The organism is Streptomyces sp. NPDC001508 (genome assembly GCF_040298665.1).
Taxonomy (GTDB): Bacteria; Actinomycetota; Actinomycetes; order Streptomycetales; family Streptomycetaceae; genus Streptomyces.
This window is the reverse complement of record NZ_JBEPAP010000001.1, coordinates 97,525-115,393: the sequence shown is the minus strand read 5'-3', so window position 1 is coordinate 115,393 and position 17,869 is coordinate 97,525. Positions and strand designations below refer to the sequence as shown.

Annotated in this window: 15 protein-coding genes; 10 read left to right on the top strand and 5 right to left on the bottom strand. The window is 67.9% G+C overall.

Features of this window, described 5'->3' with window-relative positions:
• Positions 1-3 precede the first annotated feature (3 nt).
• The 3 genes from ABT245_RS00460 to ABT245_RS00450 all read left to right on the top strand — a co-directional run bounded on the left by ABT245_RS00460 (position 4) and on the right by ABT245_RS00450 (position 3,562).
• The gene (locus tag ABT245_RS00460; RefSeq protein ID WP_351727233.1) at positions 4-738 is read left to right on the top strand and encodes an acetoacetate decarboxylase; all 735 of its coding nucleotides are present in this window, start codon (positions 4-6) and stop codon (positions 736-738) included.
• 69 nt (positions 739-807) lie between these two features.
• Positions 808-1,563: a 3-hydroxybutyrate dehydrogenase gene (locus ABT245_RS00455; RefSeq protein ID WP_351727232.1), complete on the top strand. Its 756-nt coding sequence runs from the start codon at positions 808-810 to the stop codon at positions 1,561-1,563.
• A 118-nt stretch (positions 1,564-1,681) separates the two neighbouring features.
• Positions 1,682-3,562, top strand: coding sequence for an FUSC family protein (locus tag ABT245_RS00450; RefSeq protein WP_351727230.1), 1,881 nt, complete (start codon positions 1,682-1,684; stop codon positions 3,560-3,562).
• An 856-nt stretch (positions 3,563-4,418) separates the two neighbouring features.
• On the opposite strand, the gene ABT245_RS00445 is transcribed toward ABT245_RS00450, so the two are convergent.
• The 5 genes from ABT245_RS00445 to ABT245_RS00425 form a co-directional block, all read right to left on the bottom strand.
• Entirely contained in the window at positions 4,419-5,294 is an 876-nt protein-coding gene (locus ABT245_RS00445) for a hypothetical protein (RefSeq protein ID WP_351727228.1), read from the bottom strand.
• Between the two features lie 723 nt (positions 5,295-6,017).
• On the bottom strand, positions 6,018-8,009 hold the full coding sequence (locus ABT245_RS00440; RefSeq protein WP_351727227.1) for a CehA/McbA family metallohydrolase: 1,992 nt from the start codon (positions 8,007-8,009) through the stop codon (positions 6,018-6,020).
• A gap of 148 nt (positions 8,010-8,157) precedes the next feature.
• The gene (locus ABT245_RS00435) at positions 8,158-8,847 is read right to left on the bottom strand and encodes an HAD hydrolase-like protein (RefSeq protein WP_351727748.1); all 690 of its coding nucleotides are present in this window, start codon (positions 8,845-8,847) and stop codon (positions 8,158-8,160) included.
• A gap of 174 nt (positions 8,848-9,021) precedes the next feature.
• On the bottom strand, positions 9,022-9,906 hold the full coding sequence (locus ABT245_RS00430; protein WP_351727226.1) for a MurR/RpiR family transcriptional regulator: 885 nt from the start codon (positions 9,904-9,906) through the stop codon (positions 9,022-9,024).
• Positions 9,891-10,853, bottom strand: coding sequence for an NAD(P)-dependent oxidoreductase (locus ABT245_RS00425; protein ID WP_351727225.1), 963 nt, complete (start codon positions 10,851-10,853; stop codon positions 9,891-9,893). The genes ABT245_RS00430 and ABT245_RS00425 overlap by 16 nt, the downstream gene beginning before the upstream one ends.
• A 234-nt stretch (positions 10,854-11,087) precedes the next feature.
• On the opposite strand from ABT245_RS00425, the gene ABT245_RS00420 reads away from it, so the two are divergent.
• The 7 genes from ABT245_RS00420 to ABT245_RS00390 all read left to right on the top strand — a co-directional run bounded on the left by ABT245_RS00420 (position 11,088) and on the right by ABT245_RS00390 (position 17,744).
• Entirely contained in the window at positions 11,088-11,978 is an 891-nt protein-coding gene (locus ABT245_RS00420) for a carbohydrate ABC transporter permease (RefSeq protein WP_351727223.1), read from the top strand.
• Positions 11,975-12,799, top strand: coding sequence for a carbohydrate ABC transporter permease (locus ABT245_RS00415; protein ID WP_351727222.1), 825 nt, complete (start codon positions 11,975-11,977; stop codon positions 12,797-12,799). Before ABT245_RS00420 ends, ABT245_RS00415 begins: the two co-directional genes overlap by 4 nt.
• Before the next feature lie 21 nt (positions 12,800-12,820).
• Positions 12,821-14,134 carry an ABC transporter substrate-binding protein gene (locus ABT245_RS00410; RefSeq protein WP_351727220.1) on the top strand — a complete coding sequence of 438 codons (1,314 nt, stop codon included), beginning with the start codon at positions 12,821-12,823 and terminating at the stop codon, positions 14,132-14,134.
• Positions 14,131-15,189, top strand: coding sequence for an ABC transporter ATP-binding protein (locus tag ABT245_RS00405; RefSeq protein ID WP_351727219.1), 1,059 nt, complete (start codon positions 14,131-14,133; stop codon positions 15,187-15,189). Before ABT245_RS00410 ends, ABT245_RS00405 begins: the two co-directional genes overlap by 4 nt.
• A 69-nt stretch (positions 15,190-15,258) precedes the next feature.
• Positions 15,259-15,477, top strand: coding sequence for an RraA family protein (locus ABT245_RS00400; protein WP_351727217.1), 219 nt, complete (start codon positions 15,259-15,261; stop codon positions 15,475-15,477).
• A 181-nt stretch (positions 15,478-15,658) separates the two neighbouring features.
• Positions 15,659-16,570, top strand: coding sequence for a TauD/TfdA family dioxygenase (locus ABT245_RS00395; protein WP_351727216.1), 912 nt, complete (start codon positions 15,659-15,661; stop codon positions 16,568-16,570).
• Between the two features lie 166 nt (positions 16,571-16,736).
• The gene (locus ABT245_RS00390; protein ID WP_351727215.1) at positions 16,737-17,744 is read left to right on the top strand and encodes an amidohydrolase family protein; all 1,008 of its coding nucleotides are present in this window, start codon (positions 16,737-16,739) and stop codon (positions 17,742-17,744) included.
• The last annotated feature ends 125 nt before the right edge of the window (positions 17,745-17,869 follow it).

The following is a 17,869-nucleotide window of genomic DNA, read 5'->3' as shown; positions in this document are numbered from 1 at the left end:
CTCATGGACATCGGCAGCATCCTCGGCATTCCGTCCACTCCGGCGAACGGGCCGGCCTACCCGCGTGGCCCCTACCGGTTCGTCGGCCGGGAGTACCTGAACATCACCTACCGTACCGACCCCGACGCCCTGCGCGCGCTGGTTCCCGAACCGCTGCAGGTCGAGGAGCCCCTGGTGCGCTTCGAGGTGATCCGTATGCCCGACAGCAGCGGTCTGGGGGACTACACCGAGTCCGGGCAGGTCCTGCGAGTGAGGTACGAGGGCGAACCGGCGGACTACCTGCATTCCATGTACCTGGACAACGTGCCCGCGATCTCCCTGGGACGCGAGGCGAGCGCCTATCCGAAGAAACTGGGCAAGCCACGCCTGTACACGGACTCCGACACGTTGGTCGGCACGCTGGAGTACGGAACCCTTCGCGTGGCGACCGCGACCATGGGCTTCAAGCACGGCACGCTCAGCGAGGAGGAGGCGAGGGCGGAGATAGCCGCGCCCACGTACATGCTGAAGGTCCTCCCCGGATACGACGGCACGCCGCGGATCTGCGAACTGGTGCGCTCGCAGATCACCGAACTGACCATCAGGGGCGCCTGGACGGGACCGGCACGCCTGCAACTGTTCGAGCACGCGCTCGCCCCGCTGGCCGATCTGCCCGTGCTGGAGGTCGTCAAGGCCACGCACATACTCACCGACCTCACCCTCCCGAGCGTCGAGGTCGCGCACGACTACCTTGCGTAGCCTACGGTGTCCGTGCCGACACGGCTGCCGTCCAACCGACCCCTCCCGACCTCATCGAAAGGCACTCAGGTGAGCAATCACCCCGACCTCACCGGCCGCCGCGCCCTCGTCACCGGCGCGGGCAGCGGCATCGGCCGGGCCACCGCCGTACGGCTCGCGGGCTCCGGCGCCCATGTCATCGGACTCGACCGCAACGAGGAGGCCGTACGCGAAGTTGCGCGGGTAACCGGCGGCGAGGCGATCGCGGCGGATCTGTCCGACCTCGACGCGCTCGACGCACTGATTCCCCAGGCCGACATCGTCGTCAACTGCGCGGGCATCCAACAGGTCGCGCCCCTGCACGAGTTCGACCCTGCCCGGTTCTCGCTGATGCTGCGCATCATGCTGGAGGCGCCCTTCCGGATCATCCGCAAGACCCTGCCGTCCATGTACGCGCAGAAGTGGGGCCGTATCGTCAACATCTCATCGGTGCACGGGCTGCGGGCCTCCGAGTTCAAGGGCGCGTATGTGGCGGCCAAGCACGGACTTGAGGGCCTGTCGAAGGTCGTCGCCCTGGAGGGCGGCCCGCACGGCGTCACCTCCAACTGCGTCAACCCCGGCTATGTCCGCACCCCGTTGGTGGACCGGCAGATCGCCGATCAGGCGCGCGCGCACCACATCACCGAAGCCGAGGTCCTGGACTCGGTGATGCTGGAGTCCGCCGCCCTGAAGCGCCTCGTCGAGCCGGAAGAGGTGGCCGAGGCGGTGGCCTTCCTGTGCGGACCCCAGGCGGCATCCATGACCGGCACGGACCTCGTCATCGACGGCGGCTGGTCGGCCCGCTGAGAGCGGGCCCGAAGACGGGCGACCGGTCCACCACGGAACCCATGACCGGTGCCCCGGCGTCTGTGCGGCTCCCCCGACAAGGGGAGCCGCCCAGACGCCCTCCCCACCTGGAGACTGTGTGATCACCCCTGTCCGCCTACCGCGCACGGCCCTTCGGGGCGCCGCCGAGTGGTTCACCCACCTCATACTCCCGCGCCCCGTCCCGATTCCGTGGGGACCCACCCTGCGGGCGGCGCTCGCCATGGCCATGGCCCTGGTCACCGGTCTTCTCATCGAACTGCCGCAGGCCGCGATCCCCCTGGCCGTCGGGAGCCTGTACGCCTCCGCGAACGACACCGAGCGCGCCTACCGTGACCGCACGCGGCACATCGCCTGGCCCGCGTTCGGCGGGGCGGCCGGGATCACCGTCGGGTCCCACCTGCGCGATGCCGTGCCGACCGTCGCCCTGGTGACCACCGTCGGTGTCGCGCTGATCGCCGGCATGATCAGCGCCAAGGGACCCACGGCGTCCGCGGCCGGGTTGCAGATCCTCGTCATGACCGCCCTGGGCCAGGGTCTTCCCGGTCACACGGCCCCCTGGTGGCAGCCCGCGATCTTCTTCCTGTGCGGCGCCGCTCCCGTGCTTCTGCTCGCCCTCGCACCGTCCGTACGAGGATGGCATCGGCCCGTGCACCGCACCCTTGCCCGCGCCTACGCGGCCCAGGCAGATCTTCTCCGTGCCGTCGGCACTCCCCGTGCGGCCTCCGCCCGACGCGCGGCCACTGATGCGCTCGACGCGGTGGAGAGGAGTCTGCCCGGCGCGACACACGCCGTCCGCGGACCGGCTGGGGCCGCGGATCCCGCCTGCCCGCGCTGCCGGCCCGCGGCGCTGCTCGACGACCTGCTCACCGCGTCGGAGGCGGCAGCCGCACTGGCCGGGTCCCAGGAGGCGGTCCCCGGCCCGTTTGCGGCGGCCGCGTCGGACATCGCGCGGCGCCTTCGCTCCAGCGGACACCGTCGGGGCATGGGGCGTCGAAGCGGTCGGGCGACTTCGCACGACCTTCATCACCTGGCCGGAGACAGCCCGCTTCTGGGCCGGCTGGCCAGCGCGTACACCACAGCGGATCACCGTCTGCGCGTGGGCGCCACGCACCGAAGACACATGCGCCGGCCGGCACGGGACCGCAAGCCCACCGGCAGGCTCCTTTGGTTTCGGGCCGCCCGCGCCGCCCGCCTGCGGCGCGTGGCTCTCACCTACGGACTACGCGTCGCCCTGTGCGCGGGGCTGGCCACGCCGGCGGCCGAACTGCTGCACCCTGACCGCGGCTACTGGCTGCTGTTGACGGTCGCCCTCGTGGTCAAGCCGGATGCCGGGTCGGTACTCGTCCGGGGCATGCACCGCACACTCGGCACGGTGGTCGGCATCCTCCTGGCAGCCCTGCTCCTGAGCCTGGTGCACGACCGTCTGGGCCTGGCCGTGGCCGCCGTCACCGCGACGGCTCTCGTGCCGCTGTCAGCGGCGCTGAGCTACGGCATGCTGACGACGGTCGTGGCACCGGTGGTCTTCGTCCTGCTGCACATGTCCGGCGTCCCCGCGGCGCACCTCATGGGGGAACGTCTCATCGACACCCTGGCAGGCGTGGGCATCTGCGTGGTGGCCGGCCATCTGCCGTGGACGAGCAGCAGCCGGCGCAGCGACCGCGACTGGGTCAATCATGCTGCTCACACCCTCACCGCGTACCTCGACCATCTCCTGCGCCTCGGTCCGTCCGCGGAACGGCATACGGCTCGGCGCGCTGCCTACCGGACCCTGGCCGAGGCCCGTCGCAGACTCGCGGTCCGCCACGGGGAACCCGCCCGGGCCCGAGCCCGCCGACAGGCCGGAAACCTGCTCCAAGTCGTGCACCTGCTGGAACACATCGCCGACGTGAGCACAGCCCATGGCTTGAGACCCGCGGAGCGAAGAGCACCGGTGACGCACCGATCCAGCCCGAAGGACAGGACGGGACCGGCCCCCTGACAGACGCGCCCACCCGCGACCGTTCTCGACGGGACGGCAGCGAGTGTCGTGAGGCGGCTGTGACGCTTCCATAGAGGCCGTTTTCTCCGGGTGTTTCATCCCGGCTTCGGTGTTCGATCCCGGTAGGCCACGGCCGCTGAGTGTCCGGCCTTCCAGTTGGTGTGTTCCGGTCCGAGCAGGTTGTAAGAGCCAGTTCGTCCGCACCGACTTCGGATGCCGCTCCGGGTCCTGCGCGTGCAGACGCGTCACCACCCGGCTCAGCGCCTCGGCGAACGCTCGTGCCTCGATGGTGCGGTGGTGGAAGGTGATGCACCGCGTCAGCCGGTGCGCGGCCACGGTCTTCGGCAACGCCGCCCGGAGCACGGGGCACCCCGCGCTCGGTCTCCTCATCCACCGCTGCTCGCCGTACAGCCGCCGGTGCGTCAGACGCTCGTCCCACAGCTTTGCCACCACGATCTGATGCCGCGCCAGCAGCCACCGCGCGATGGTTCCCGACAGATCCGGCTCGAACCGGGGGGACCGTAAATTCCCTCGTCATCCAGGGCCTTCGGAGTTGAACAAGGTGTGGCTGAGGGGGCCCGCCGTGTCGTCACCCGGCGGGTGCACCTGACCACTGCGGACGAGGCCGTACGAGCCTGCCCCTCCTGCGGGCGCAGCGACGTCAGGTCATCGTTGCCCTGAACCGCCGAGCCACGCAGCGGGCCGGCCTTCGGCTTCCGGATCGTCACGTGACGAGATCACCGAGACCCTGATCCGCCACCACCGCCACCGCCGCCATCGCCGATTCGAGCGCGCCGCCGAGTGGCTGTCGACCGGCTGCCCGACCACGCCAAGTTGGCAGATCCGTCTGTTCACATCAGGCGCTCCGACCGGTGGCGCGGCGCCATAGATCGCCGGTCGCGGTGATGAGTTCGGTGATGGCTTCGGCCGTTGCGTGTGCGCCTCGGCGGCCGAGGAAGAAGAAGTGGTTCCCCGGGACGGTACGGGTGAGGATCTCGGGTGTCTGGTGGGCGAGTCGCAGGATTTCGGGCCAGCGGTCGGCCGCCGATTCCGCCGCTGAGATGGTTCGGGCGAGTTTTTCCAGGGTTACCAGGGGCCAGCGCACGTGGTTGGTGAGGGAGTTCGGATCGTGGCGGCTCGTCGGCGCGATGGCCGCGCACACCGGGAACTCCTCCCATCGCCCGTGGCCACTGGCTGTTTCGTAGTTGTCGACGCTGGTCACGCTCGAGGTGCCGTCGAAGATCTGCAACTCGCCCCGCAGACCGAGCGCGTGCAGACCGCAGTAGTAGCGACGGTATTCCTGCTCAGTCATGATCGGCCCCCCGCCTTCCTCGGGGTCGATGGCCTGGCGGTAGAAGTTCCGGTACAGGGTCTCGCCGGAGACACCGTAGGCGCCGCAGTCCCACAGTCCCTCAGCGGTGAGCGACGCGACACCGTCGGGAAACGGCCCACGGGCCAGCATCGGTGCTGCCGCCGCCATCGCGATGAAACAGTCCACCTCAAGGCCGAGCCCCCGGGCAGCTGTGGTGAACGGATGCACGGCCCGTCCGCCCATGCTCCAAGCGCACAGGACTACGTGGTTGCCAAGCCGCTGCTCCGCTACCACCCGCGCGGTGACCGCGGCCGCTGCCTGTCCCCATTCGCCGATTGTCAGCTCTGGGTGAGCCTCCGGGAACACCTCGTTCGAGCATGGGTAGGACAGCGCAAGTACCGGAAACCCCTTCGCTCCCAACGCGTGCGCAAGGAACTCGGTCCCGTCGGCACTGGGATGACCGTAGAAGACGCGGGCGAGGTGTCCGCCTCCTGGGAGCAACACGATCAGCGGGCGACCTGCGGAACCGGGCTGGAAGTAGGCCAGGACCTCACGGCCACCCACACACGCCAGCCGCTCCGCACCGGCATGCACTCGCAGTTCCGCGGATGGCCATGTCACGCTGAGATCACCAGGCACGTGTCACCTCGTCAGGTATAGAGGGCCGCACCGTCGGATAACGTGCCAGTGCCCCGATCGCAGCTGAGTGTGCACTTGTCCGGGAACGTGGCTCCAAGGCGGGTGAGCCGATGGTGGAGTGCGCTCTCGAATGCGTGGTCGGCGGTGTGGTGCCGTTCCTGCCGAGTGCGACGAGAGTACAAGGGTGATGGGGCTCGGGCACGAAAACCTCCAGACTGTGCTCGGCTGTGATGGCGTCCATGGCGTCCACGCCGTCCATGGCGTCGAGAAACTCACGGCCCCAAGAGGGGGCACTCCACCGCCCCGCTGGCTCCGGCCGGTCTGCCGGCCCGGGCACTACGGGCCGTTCATGGCGGGCCGACGCCTCGGGCCACCCCGCAACGCCACTGGCGGGCACGGTCGACGAAGCCGCCGCCCACCGAACTCCGGGCCCCTGCTCAATGTTCTCGGCACCGGCAGGCCCAAAGATCTTTACCGCCCGGTCCAGCAATCCACCGCTGGGGTTCATGGCCGATCAGCCTTGCGATCGGTGATGTCTCGGTAGAAGGCACGGGCTTGGTCGATCAACTCCACGAGTTCGTGGAGTTGATCGGGGTGGGGGAAGTTACCGGCCTTCCGGGTGAGGGTTTCGAGGCGGTCCAGCCAGTCCAGGCACCATGCGGCGTCCACGGCCTGTGCGACCGTGTGCCCTGCGACGTCGATCCAGATCGGGCTGGTGTGGGCATACACCTGGGGGCCGAGGACCGCGGGATGGCTGCCACCGCGTGCCACCGCCGCGATCCATGTCGGCTCGGCGATGTCCAGGTTCGCCACGAGTTCGGTCGTGCCGGCGTCGGGTGTGGTGTCGATGGCGGCCAGGACCCCGGTGGACCCGACAATCTCCAGCCGTTCCACCCCGACACCTGTGACGCGGGCCGTGACCGACAGCTGCCGCGGCTCGTCCAGGCTCACGGTGTCACCCAACCCCTGGCCGGCGGCGTCGAGTTCCAGCCATGGACCGTTCGTGGCGAAGGTCCGGCCGGCGCGCACGGCGTTCTGCCACGCTTCAACGGACAGGGGTGTGTCGCCGAGGTGAGCGTAGGCCCGCGACCAGCCGGGCGGATTCGATGCGACCCCGTCACGGGAGTGGGACAGAAATGTGTCCGTGCCCGCCGTCGCCGCCAGCCGCAGACCACAGCTCAGCAGTCGGTGATAGAGCTGTTCGGCGGCCTCCGGGCCCCAGATGGTGTGGTTCCCGGTGAGGTCCATCGAGTCGACCAGTCCGAGGGCGGCGTCTGCCACCAGTTCACGGGCATGTGGGAAATGGTGGGCGTGCTGCTCGGCGAAGACTTCCTCGGTCGGGAAGCCGTTTTCGTCGAGCGATGCGTGCACGGGGTGGGCGTAGCTGACCGTGGCACCCAGGTTGCGGCATTCCGCCGCGGCGACCGCGTTCGGCGGCCAGTCCTGTGGCTCGTCGGAGCGTGGATGCCCGCTCTGGTAGCGCACCGGGGGTGCGGCCAGGTTCAGCGCGGTGAAATGCCCCAGCATGTTGTTGCGGTACTCGATACCCCACCGGGCCACGACGTCCTGATCGGACCAGGGCAGGTCCTGGCCGGTGAAGTGCTCGAACGCCTCCCGGTCATAGATCAACGCTGTCGTCGAGTTCGCGGCGACCAGATTCATCAGGTGCAGGCCTTCACCCTGTTGCATCCGCGCCGCGTCCGACGGCGCGCACACCAGGTCACCGGAGTAGTTCATGTGGACGTGCAGATCTCCGCCGTACCAGCCGCGCGCCGCCGCGTCGTAGAGCCGCACCGGTGCGATCTCCACGACCTCCTCCGCCCCGGCCACGACGTCGATCTCGACTCGCGACGGTAGGAACTCGCCTCCGCGCCCGACCTCGACCACCGCCCTGCCGACAGGGACCTCGACGGTGAGGTCATCACCGTGGAAGAACGGGCGACCGTGATAGTCGTACTTGCGCAGGACTCCGTCGGGAAACCATGCGCCGCCGCGCTCATCCCACACCCGCCACCGCGACACCGCATCCGACACCAGGCGCAACGTTCCACTCGCCGCCGGTTCCACCGCCCGGAAGCGGTGTCCCTCCCCTCGAATCTCCGGCTGACCGGCACCCGCCACCGCATCGACCAGGGCCAGCGGTGTGTCATGCTCACCCAGCACGAAAACTTGATACGGGACCGGTTGGCGCACCGTCGCGAACGGCACAGGCGTCCGCAGCCGCACGCCCCCGCTGTGCACCACCGCAAGGCCCACCGGCAGTGGATCGGGCAACGCGTCGACCATGGCCTCGACAACAGCGGTGGGATTCACCCCCGGTGCCTTCAGCCCATAGGCCATTCTCCGGGCGGCCGTCCCCCTCTCCTGGTTGCACCAGCTCAGCAACGCCCTCAACGCCTTCGCCAGGGCGCCTTCCCGCTCGTCGCCCCAGTCGTGCCCACGCTCCGCACAAAGCGCCCGGTAGCCGGCCAGCATCTCCGCGACAACGGGTGGCATGTGCTCTTCTTCGCAACACATCCGACAATCTCCCTTCCCAGTCAATTCGGTATGGGCAGCCGGGGGTCCTTTGTTCGGCTGCGATCATTCGTGGTACGCGGTGTGCGCGCTTTCGGATGCCCTGAGAGGGCGGTTCGGGACCTGTGGTCTACAGCCGCAGGAATTCGGGGAGTTGGGCGACGCTCTCAAGGAGGGTGTGGTGTGGCGCCGCTCGTAGCTGGTCACTGCTGTGCGCCCCGGTCAGGACACCGATGTTGGCGGCGACCCCGGCGTTGTCGCCTGCCCAGAGGTCGTTGGTGGTGTCCCCTACGACAGCGGTCTCTCGAACCGAACGTGTTCCGGTCCGTACGATGGCTTCAAAGATCATGTCGGGGTAGGGGCGACCGCGTCTGGTGTCCTCGGCTGAGATCACGCAGTCGACGAGGTCGGTCCACCCGAGGGCTTCGATGATCTGAGGGCACTGCCGCCGCGTCAGGCCGGTGGTGAAGGCGATGGTGACGCCGGCCTCGGCCAATGTTCGCAGCGTGTTCTCGGCGTGCGGAATGGGGGAGACCCGGCCCGACTCGATGGCGTCGAGCACGGCCCGGTCGAAGTGGCGATAGGCGCTTTCGACCTTGTCCTCATCGTCACCGAGCAGTGCGGCGAACACATCGCGCTTCTTCAGGCCGCCGCGTAGCGGTGCCAGTTTTTGCGGATCCACCCGGCTGGAGCCGACGTGGACGAGCGCCTCGTTGATCGCGGATTCCACAGGATCGGCAATGGTGGTACCGACGAGGTCGGCTACCAGCAACCCAGGACGCACCTTGTCGGAGCTTTGATGGATATTTCCGTCTTTCATCGACACCTCATACTTCGGCTAGTGGGATTGAGATCGAGCAAGTGCCCCTCGCAAGAGCCAGGGGCGAGCTGCTGACGGGCTGTCAAACCTTCCAGGGGTACGACGTTCCTGCCGGCTCGATCGAAGAAGCACAGGTTGGCCTTGCCGGCTGCCCGCACCGTATGTGAGCGCGACTCACAACTTCGCACGTGCACCGATGTCTGCCACCGCTTCCAGCGCGAGCGCGGATTGTTCAGGCTCTCTCAGTGCCAGCCCGACGAAGAGCGCATCGATGACAGCGAGGTGGGCCAGCCGGCTGGCCATCACCTCCAGGCGGAATCCGTAATCGAACCCACCTGCCACAAGCACGATCGATGCGATGTCCGTCAACGGTGAAGCGCGGAAGCTGGTGAGTGCGACAACAGTTGCCCCCGAGTCCTTTGCCGCCGTTGCGGCATTGAGGGTCTCCCGGGTGGAACCCGCGTGGCTGATGACGAGACAGACCGTTCCCTGCGACAGGTGGTGCGAGTGCAGTTGTTGGGTCCTTGAGTCGCTGGGGGCACTCACCGTCCGCCCGAGCATGGCCAGGCGATAGGAGGCGTCTCGTGCGGAGCCGGCGGACGTACCGTTCCCGACGACGACAATGCGCGTCGCCTGCTGGAGAGCGTCGAGCGCCGCAGAGAACGCTTCTGGGGACACGGTGTCGGGGATCGTGCGCACCGTTTCGGCGCTTTTCACGGCGATTGCTCGGATGATCTCTGTCGGCGGTGTATCGCTGGTGAGGTCCCCGTTGAAAGTTAATTCGGGATTCTCGTTCGCGGTTACTTCCCGCCTCGCCAGGTCTCGGGTGACGGTCAGCTTCATCTCTTGGAAGCCGCCATATCCCAGGCTGTGACAGGCGCGGATCACGGAGGACTGCGCGGCTCCGGCCCGTTTCGCCAGATCGCTCACAGTGCCCTCGACCACCGCTTTCGGATCCTGCACGATGGCGTCGATAATGCGTCTGTCGGTGGGCCCGATCAGCGTTCGCGAAGCCTGCACACGTGCGATGAACTCGCCGTCGGTCAGCTCCTGAAGCACATCGGCTCCCTTCCCTCGATAGATTCGCCCGCGTCATCGGCGAGGTTCGCCGTCTTTTCGGGGACGGCGGATCGGCGGACGGTTCGTATGATTGCGGCATGGTCCAACTGACCGTCACCGGCGCCGACAGCGTCGGCGAACAGCTGAGCTGTTGTCGCGGTGAGCGTGGCAGAGATGTGAGCTTCCTGCAGAGATTCCAGCGCGATCTGCATGTCTTTGTGGTGCAGAGCGATCCGAAACCCAGGATCGAAGGATTCCCTCACCATGGTCGGGCCCTTGAGGTCCAACACTCGACTGCCGGCCAGCCCTCCCGCGAGCGCATCGAGGGCTTGCGCAGCAGAGACGTTGTGGTGCTCAAGCAGTATCAGCGCCTCGGAGAGCAACCCGATCGTGCCTCCCACAAGAATCTGGTTGGCCGCTTTGACCAGTTGTCCGGATCCGGCGGGGCCGACATGGGTTGCGTGTGAGCCGACGGCCGCGAAGACCGCCTGCGCGGACGCGAAACCCCGGTCCTCACCACCGGCCATGATGGACAGCGTGCCATTGATCGCTCCGATCTCGCCGCCGGAGACAGGTGCGTCGAGCGCAGTGGATGCTCCGCGTGAGATGGTCCGGGACACCCGGCGCGACATGCTCGGGTGGATGGTGCTGAAGTCAATGAACAGTGAGTTCGGCCGCAGCGACCTTGCCACTCCCGCGTCGCTTTCCACGACCTCACGCACCGACTCCAAATCCGGGAGCATCGTGCAGACGACATCGGACGTCGCGGAAAGTTCAGCGATGTCGTCCGCCGGGAGCGCCCCCGCTTCGATAAGCGGCTGTAGCTTGGAACGTGTCCGGTTGAATACAGTGACCTCGAACCCAGCGGCCAACAGATTCCGCACCATGGGGGCGCCCATCACACCGGTTCCGATCCACCCGATGGACTGACCTGTGTGCAGGGCCACTACGACGGCACCTCCGAAGGCAGCGCCACCGGGGCGTTGTCCGGCATCGCAAGGCTCTCGCCGGTAGTGGAGGAGGGCATGTAGGTCATCTTCGCTGTCACGAGAGTGACCATACGTTGCCCCGGCCGACCGTGGGAACAGAATTCCTGAACTTTCGCGCATCAGTAGAACGTTCCACTCCCGTTAACCTGAAAGTCGCGACACGGGGCGCTCGGCCTCCTTAGCGTTCCCGGCATGAAAAGACCGAAGCAGGCACGACGCGATCATGCCCTCAGCTGGGTACTGACCGGCCCGGTCATCCTGCTGATGGGTGTGTTCGTGCTGGTGCCGGTGCTGCTGGTGCTCGTGCTGGCCCTGTTCGACTACAACCCGTTCACGCAGGCGTTCCAGTTCGTCGGCCTGCGCAACTTCCAGCGGGAGCTGCCCAGTCACGAGTTGTGGCAGGCCACCGCGAACACGATCGAATACACCGTGATCACGGTGCCCGTCACGATCGGTGGTGGGCTCGTGGTTGCCTTGCTCATCCACGGGTTGTCCCGCGGCGCGGGGTTCTGGCGCAGTGTGTACTTCCTCCCCGTAGCCGCGACACTCACCGCGATGTCGGTGGTGTGGCACTTCCTGTTCTACCCCGGCAGCGGCCTGATCGACGCCACCGTGGGCCACTGGTTCGGGCTGCGGAACTGGCTGGACTCCACGACCCTCGCACTGCCCGCGGTGGCCGTCGTCGGCAGTTGGGCAGGCATGGGCAGCGCCGTCATCCTCTTCCTTGCCGGCCTGTCGGCGGTACCCGCGCATCTGCACGAGGCCGCCACCCTCGACGGGGCCGGGGCGTGGCGCCGGTTCTGGACGGTCACCTGGCCGGCGCTGGGCCCCGCCACCGTCTTCACCCTGGTACTGGCCGTCCGCGACGCGCTGCGCGTGTTCGACCAGATCCGGGTGATGACCAACGGCGGCCCACTCAACAGCTCGCAGACCCTGTCGGTACTGCTGTGGCGGCGCGGCATCGAGTTCCTCGACATCGGCCGCAGCTCCGTGGTCAACCTGGTTCTGCTGATCATCCTGCTCGGCACCACTCTCATACAGCTGGGCATCGGGCGCCGCTGGGAAACGGCGGGCACCCGATGACGATGCGCTCCCGCCGGCTGATCGGCCAACTCGCCCGGCATCTGTTGCTCGCGGTCGGTGGGTTTGTGATGCTGCTGCCGTTCGCGGTCATGCTCAAGACCGCGTTCACCGCCGGCGGTGGTTCCTTCCGTAATGGGTTGTCCGGGTTCACGGTGGCGAACTTCACCACGGTGTGGGCGCAGCAGCCGTGGCTGCACCTGTACATCAACACGGCTGTGATGACCGCACTGATCTTCCTGGGGCAGGTCGTGCTCGGGCTGCCCGCCGGGTTCGCCCTCGCCCGTCGCGAGTTCGCCGGCAAAAAAGTGGCGATGCTGCTGGTAGTGGCCTGCCTGGTGGTGCCGGAACAGGTCATCGCGCTGCCCAACTATGTGCTGCTGTCCCGGCTGCACTGGACCGACACTCTGGCCGCCCTCGTCGTACCGTTCACCGGCTCGGCGTTCGCCGTCTTCCTCTTCCGCCAGTTCGTCCTCACCATTCCACAGAGCCTGTTCGACGCGGCCCGCCTCGACGGAGTCGGCCCGATCGCACTGGTCTGGCGCGTCGCACTCCCCAACGTCCGCCCCGCACTCGTGGCCCTGGGCGTGTTCAGCGTGGTCTCCCACTGGAACGACCTGTTCTGGCCCTCGGTCATGCTGCAGACCGACAAGGCGGCCACGGTGCCCTACGCGGTCGCCACCTACGCCAACAGTGAGGGTTTCAGCAACTACGGGGGACAGATGGCGACGGCAACCCTGGCCGTACTGCCCCTCCTCCTCGCGTTCCTCGCCACCCAACGGCAGTTCGTACGCGGCATCGCCTTCGCCGTCAACACCGACTAATCATCCACCAAGGGGCTTCAGATGCCTGTCACCATCTCTCGCCGCGCCACGCTCGCCGCCGGCATAGGACTGCTCGCCACCGCCTGCGGCGCACCTGCCGCGAACACCGGCGCTCCCGGGCGGTCACCGAATCCCGCCCACCCGATCAGCGTCGACCTGGCGTTCGCGAACCTTCCCCCCTACGTCACGGCCCTGCCCAAGACACTCGGCGCGGACTTCACCCGCCGTACCGGGATCACGGTCAATCTCAACAACGTCGGGCAGGCCAGCTACGAGGCGGTCGACCAGCGAGTCCAGGCGGGGCTGACCTCGGGCAGCCCGCCGGATATCGCGATGATCGGGCTGAACTCGGTGCGCACCTACACCGAGCAGCGCCTCGCGATGCCGCTCGACACCTACATGACGCCCGGCAGGTCGTTCACCACAGCCGACTTCTACCCGTCCTTCCTCGAACTCGGCAAACGGGACGGCAAGACCTACATGCTGCCCTACGGGGTGTCAGTAACGATGCTCTACTACAACGCCGACATCTTCCGCAAGGCCGGTCTTGACCCTGACCGCCCGCCAGCCACCCTGTCGGCACTGCGGTCCGCCGCCAAGCGGATCGTCTCCTCGGGCGCCGCCCGATACGGAGTCAGCCTCGGCACGGACAGCTCCGGGCTGTTCCCCTACCAGAGCCTGATCTTCTCCCATGGCGGCACGCTGATGAACGCCGACGAGACCCGGCTGACACTCACCGACTCCAAGGTGAGCTCGATCATCCAGTACTGGGCGGACATCACGAAGTCCGGGCTCGGCCAGCCACTCACCCAGGCAACGGAACAGGAAGCGTTCCTCCGCGGCGACCTGGCCATGTTCTTCCAGACCAACTCGCACATCGTGGGATTGACATCGGCGAAGCCGGGCTTTCGGATCGGCTTCGCGCCCTTCCCGATCCCGGACGGGGGCGCGCGCAAAGCACCGGCTGCCGGCGGCGGGCTGGTGGTGCTCAGCAAGGACCCCGACAAGCAGGCCGCCGCCTGGGCGGTCATCGCCGAGCTCACCGGCCGGGGCGGTGCCACCACCCTGACCAAGGCCAGCGGCTATCTCACCGCCAACCGGGCCGCCGCCCGAAGCGGGTCGTACCTGGCGCCGTTCTACCGCCAAAACCCTGGCATGCGGGTCGCGGTGTCCGAGGCGCCGGATGTGGTGCCCTGGTACCAGTTCCCCGGCATCCACGCCACGGAGATCATGACGCTGATCAGCAACGACTTCCTCGCCGCTCGCCGAGGCAGCAAGACCGTGTCCCAGGCGCTGGCCGACGCCACCAAGCAGACGGAAGCTCTACTGCCATGACCACCGCCGACACCATGACCGCTCACCCGTCCGACATCGTCCCCGTCGAACGCGCCGCCGACGTGCACTGCGTGCGCGTCGCCAAGACCTTCGCGGGCGGCACGGTCGCCTTGCGCGAGGTCCGACTGCACTGCCCGCCGGGCGAGATCACCGTGCTGCTGGGACCGTCCGGATGCGGCAAAACGACCTTGCTGCGGTGCATCGCGGGCCTGGAAACCCCCACAGGCGGCAGCATCCGCATCGGCGACCGGGACGTGACCCAGACCGACCCGCGTAAGCGCGGGGTCGCGATGGTCTTCCAGAACTACGGGCTCTACCCCAACAAAACCGCGCACGACAACATCGAATACCCGCTCCGACTGGCCCGGGTACCGAAGGGAGAACGGCGGGACCGTGTCGCCAGGGTCGCCGGTCTGCTGCAGATCGACCATCTGCTGGACCGCAAGCCGGCCCAGCTGTCGGGCGGGCAACGGCAACGGGTCGGCATCGGCCGAGCGCTCGTCCGTGAGCCCGCCGTCCTGCTGATGGACGAGCCCCTGTCCAGTCTGGATGCCGAGCTGCGGGTGAGCATGCGCACCGAAATCCGCGCCCTGCAACGCAAGCTGGGCACGACCATGGTCTACGTCACGCACGACCAGACCGAAGCACTCGCTCTCGCCGACCAGCTCGTCGTGCTGCGCGACGGCAGGATCGAGCACTCCGGGAACCCGGAGCAGGTCTTCGGATCTCCGGCCACCACATTCGTAGCCGGATTCCTCGGCGCGATGAACCTCCTCGACGCCCAGCCACTGGGACTAGCACCGGGAACCATCGGAATCCGCCCCGAAGACCTTCTTGCCGGCGAAACGCCCGGCGCACTCACCCTGCACGGTCCGGTCATCGACACCGACCTGACCGGCACCGAACGCATCGTCCACTTCCGATGCGGCCAACAGACCGTACGGATACGCCTGCGCGCCGACGACCCCGTACCCGAACACATCACCGCACACGCCCTTCCCGACCGGATCCACCGGTTCGATTCCGAAGGCAACCGAACCGAGGCCCGGCCATGACCGAACTCGAACCTCCCGGCGCGAGCCGGGCTCCGGGCTGATCTCCCACTCACTCGACCGCTTCCAGTCATGGACGCCGCCCTCCAGCCACTTGCCGGTAGCCGCCTGCTCGGCCGCGCCTGGACGGCACGCACCATGGCCGCCGAACACTCCACCGTGCACCAGGCGATCGAAACCGCTCCCGCCGGCAGCGTCCTCGTGATCGACGCAGGCGACTGCCCGAGCCCGGCGATCCGGGGATCGATCACCCCGCCACGTCGCTCACCCGCGGCCTGGCAGGGCCCGTGACCGACGGCGCATCCCGCGACATCGAAGCGATCATCCTGGCCGACCTCGACAGCATCGTCGTCGTCCCCCGGGAACGGGACGACACCGTGCCCCCGGCCACCACCCAGAAGCTCACCGAAGACCGGCAACGTCTCGCCCGAGCACTCAACCGCCCTGAGTACACCCCACCTATGGAGAATCCATGTCCACAGCACTTCCCATCCACACCCCGTCGGGCATGACCGACCGGCTCACCGTGCTCACCCTGCCTCCCCAGCTGCGCGCGCACATCTCGTGGCTGGAGCAGTCCTTCACGGCCACGGACTACCCCGATCCCGCCCGCCAGAATGCCGCACGGAGCGAACTCGCAGACCGCGTCGAGGGCCTGGCCACCGTGCTCGCCCAAGCCTCGTCGGCCGTCCGTGACGACCAGGCCGTCGTGCTCAGGGGCCTGCCGGCAAAGTCCACCGCGATGGTGGTAGCAGTCGCCTCGGCCATCGGCCCGGTAGTCCCCTCGCGGCCGGACCGCCCGTTGATCGATGACCTCAAGCCGAACCCCGCCGCGGACGAACAAACCCGCACCGGCGACCTGCGCGTCGCACTGACCCCGCACACCGACAACTCGTCGGTGCCGGCCCCACCCGAAGTCCTCCTCCTGGCGTTCGTGCACAACGGCACCCCCGACAGCGGCGGGGAATCCACCCTCACGCACATCGACGACGTCGCCGAGGCCCTCGACGCGACCGATGTCGAACTGCTGCAGGAACCCCGCTACCCCAGCCTGAACGTGCCCACCGACACCGGTCTCGCCCCGACGCTCACCAGCGTGCTCGCCCGCAGCGCCGACGGCCGCCTCACCGTGCGCTACCGCGACGCGGCCCTCGACGCCGGAATCGCCTCGGACCTTGCCCCAGAGACGCCCAGCGCCGCGCATGTGAACGCGCTGCACCGGTTCACCGCCACCGTCCGCGAACCCGCCAGGCAGACCCGTGTTCGCCTCGACACCGGCGACATGCTCATCATCGACAACGCCCGTTTCCTCCATGGACGCACCGAGATCGAGGCCAACGCGGTCCGGCACCTCAAAAGGCTCTACACCCGGCTCAACCCGTGAGTTGACCACCTGGCTGGGGCGTCGCGAGCATGTCGCGGCGCCCCAGCGCCGCTCGTGGACGGCGCCCCCTGACCGACATCCCTGCCACCCGCACCATCCGCCGCATCCGAGGCGGTACCGAACGCCACCACCCCGACCGAGCCCGCACCACCGATGAGGCCACCCGATGAACGCACACCCCACCCGTTTGATCGACGTCCATGCCCACTTCCTCACACCTCGCTATATCGAGGAGGCCAAGGCCGCCGGGCACGTCCGTCCCGACGGCATGCCCTCCTGGCCCACCTGGGACGCCGCCCGCCACCTCGATCTCATGGACGAGTGGGGCGTCGCCACCTCGCTGCTGTCGATCTCCTCACCCGGCACCCACTTCGGCGATGACGCCGCGGCCCGTGCGCTCAGCCGACACGTCAACGAGACCGGCGCCGAGGTGAAGCACCAACACCCGTCGCGATTTGGGCACTTCGCCTCGCTGCCCCTGCCGGATGTCGATGCCGCGCTCGACGAACTCGCCTACGCCATGGACGAACTCAGCAGTGACGGCGTAGTCCTGACCACCAACGCTGACGGCATTTACCTCGGCGACCCGCGCTTCGCACCGCTGCTCGCCGAACTCGACCGCCGCCGAACGCCCACCTTCGTCCACCCCACCTCCCCGCCCCACTTCGACGCGGTGTCCCTGGGACGTCCCCGGTCCATACTGGAGTTCATCTTCGATACCACCCGCACCGTCAGCGACCTGGTCTTCAACGGCCGCCTGCAGCAATACCCCGACATTCCGTGGATCTTCACTCACGGCGCCGGAGCCCTGCCGCTGCTCGCACCACGCATGGAAATGTTCCGCAGCGTTCTGTCCGCCGACGACGCCACCCCGCCCGGCAACTCCGCTCAGCCGAGTGTCTTGGAAGAAGTGAGCAGCCTGTGGTTCGACATCGCAGGAACTCCCTTTCCCCACCAGGTTCCCGCGCTGACCTCCGCCTTCGGCACCGAACGCATCCTCTACGGCAGTGACCACTGCTTCACGCCCGCAGCCGCTACGGCAGCGCAACTCGCTTCCATCGATGCGGCACCCCAACCTGAGAACGACACCTGGCTCAGGCTGACGACCCGCAACGCGTACCGCCTGTTCCCACACCTCACCGAAACCGTCGGTAACCCGCCTAGGAACTCCTGACAGACAGCTTTGCTGTCCTTGGTGGGTGTCGGCCTGTCAGGTCGTCGGCCTGTGTGGGCGAAGGGGTGAGCAGCTGCCGTTGATCGCGCCCGATGAGTTGAGGGCGCACCGGCCAACCGCGCCAG

What these genes read in the sequence shown, in the direction of transcription:
- ABT245_RS00400 (WP_351727217.1), top strand. Translation starts at nt 15,259, where the DNA reads ATGGACGCCGCCCTCCAGCCACTTGCCGGTAGCCGCCTGCTCGGCCGC.
- ABT245_RS00460 (WP_351727233.1), top strand. Translation starts at nt 4, where the DNA reads ATGGACATCGGCAGCATCCTCGGCATTCCGTCCACTCCGGCGAACGGG.
- ABT245_RS00390 (WP_351727215.1), top strand. Translation starts at nt 16,737, where the DNA reads ATGAACGCACACCCCACCCGTTTGATCGACGTCCATGCCCACTTCCTC.
- ABT245_RS00395 (WP_351727216.1), top strand. Translation starts at nt 15,659, where the DNA reads ATGTCCACAGCACTTCCCATCCACACCCCGTCGGGCATGACCGACCGG.
- ABT245_RS00440 (WP_351727227.1), bottom strand. Translation starts at nt 8,009, where the DNA reads ATGCCACCCGTTGTCGCGGAGATGCTGGCCGGCTACCGGGCGCTTTGT.
- ABT245_RS00405 (WP_351727219.1), top strand. Translation starts at nt 14,131, where the DNA reads ATGACCACCGCCGACACCATGACCGCTCACCCGTCCGACATCGTCCCC.
- ABT245_RS00435 (WP_351727748.1), bottom strand. Translation starts at nt 8,847, where the DNA reads ATGAAAGACGGAAATATCCATCAAAGCTCCGACAAGGTGCGTCCTGGG.
- ABT245_RS00415 (WP_351727222.1), top strand. Translation starts at nt 11,975, where the DNA reads ATGACGATGCGCTCCCGCCGGCTGATCGGCCAACTCGCCCGGCATCTG.
- ABT245_RS00410 (WP_351727220.1), top strand. Translation starts at nt 12,821, where the DNA reads ATGCCTGTCACCATCTCTCGCCGCGCCACGCTCGCCGCCGGCATAGGA.
- ABT245_RS00420 (WP_351727223.1), top strand. Translation starts at nt 11,088, where the DNA reads ATGAAAAGACCGAAGCAGGCACGACGCGATCATGCCCTCAGCTGGGTA.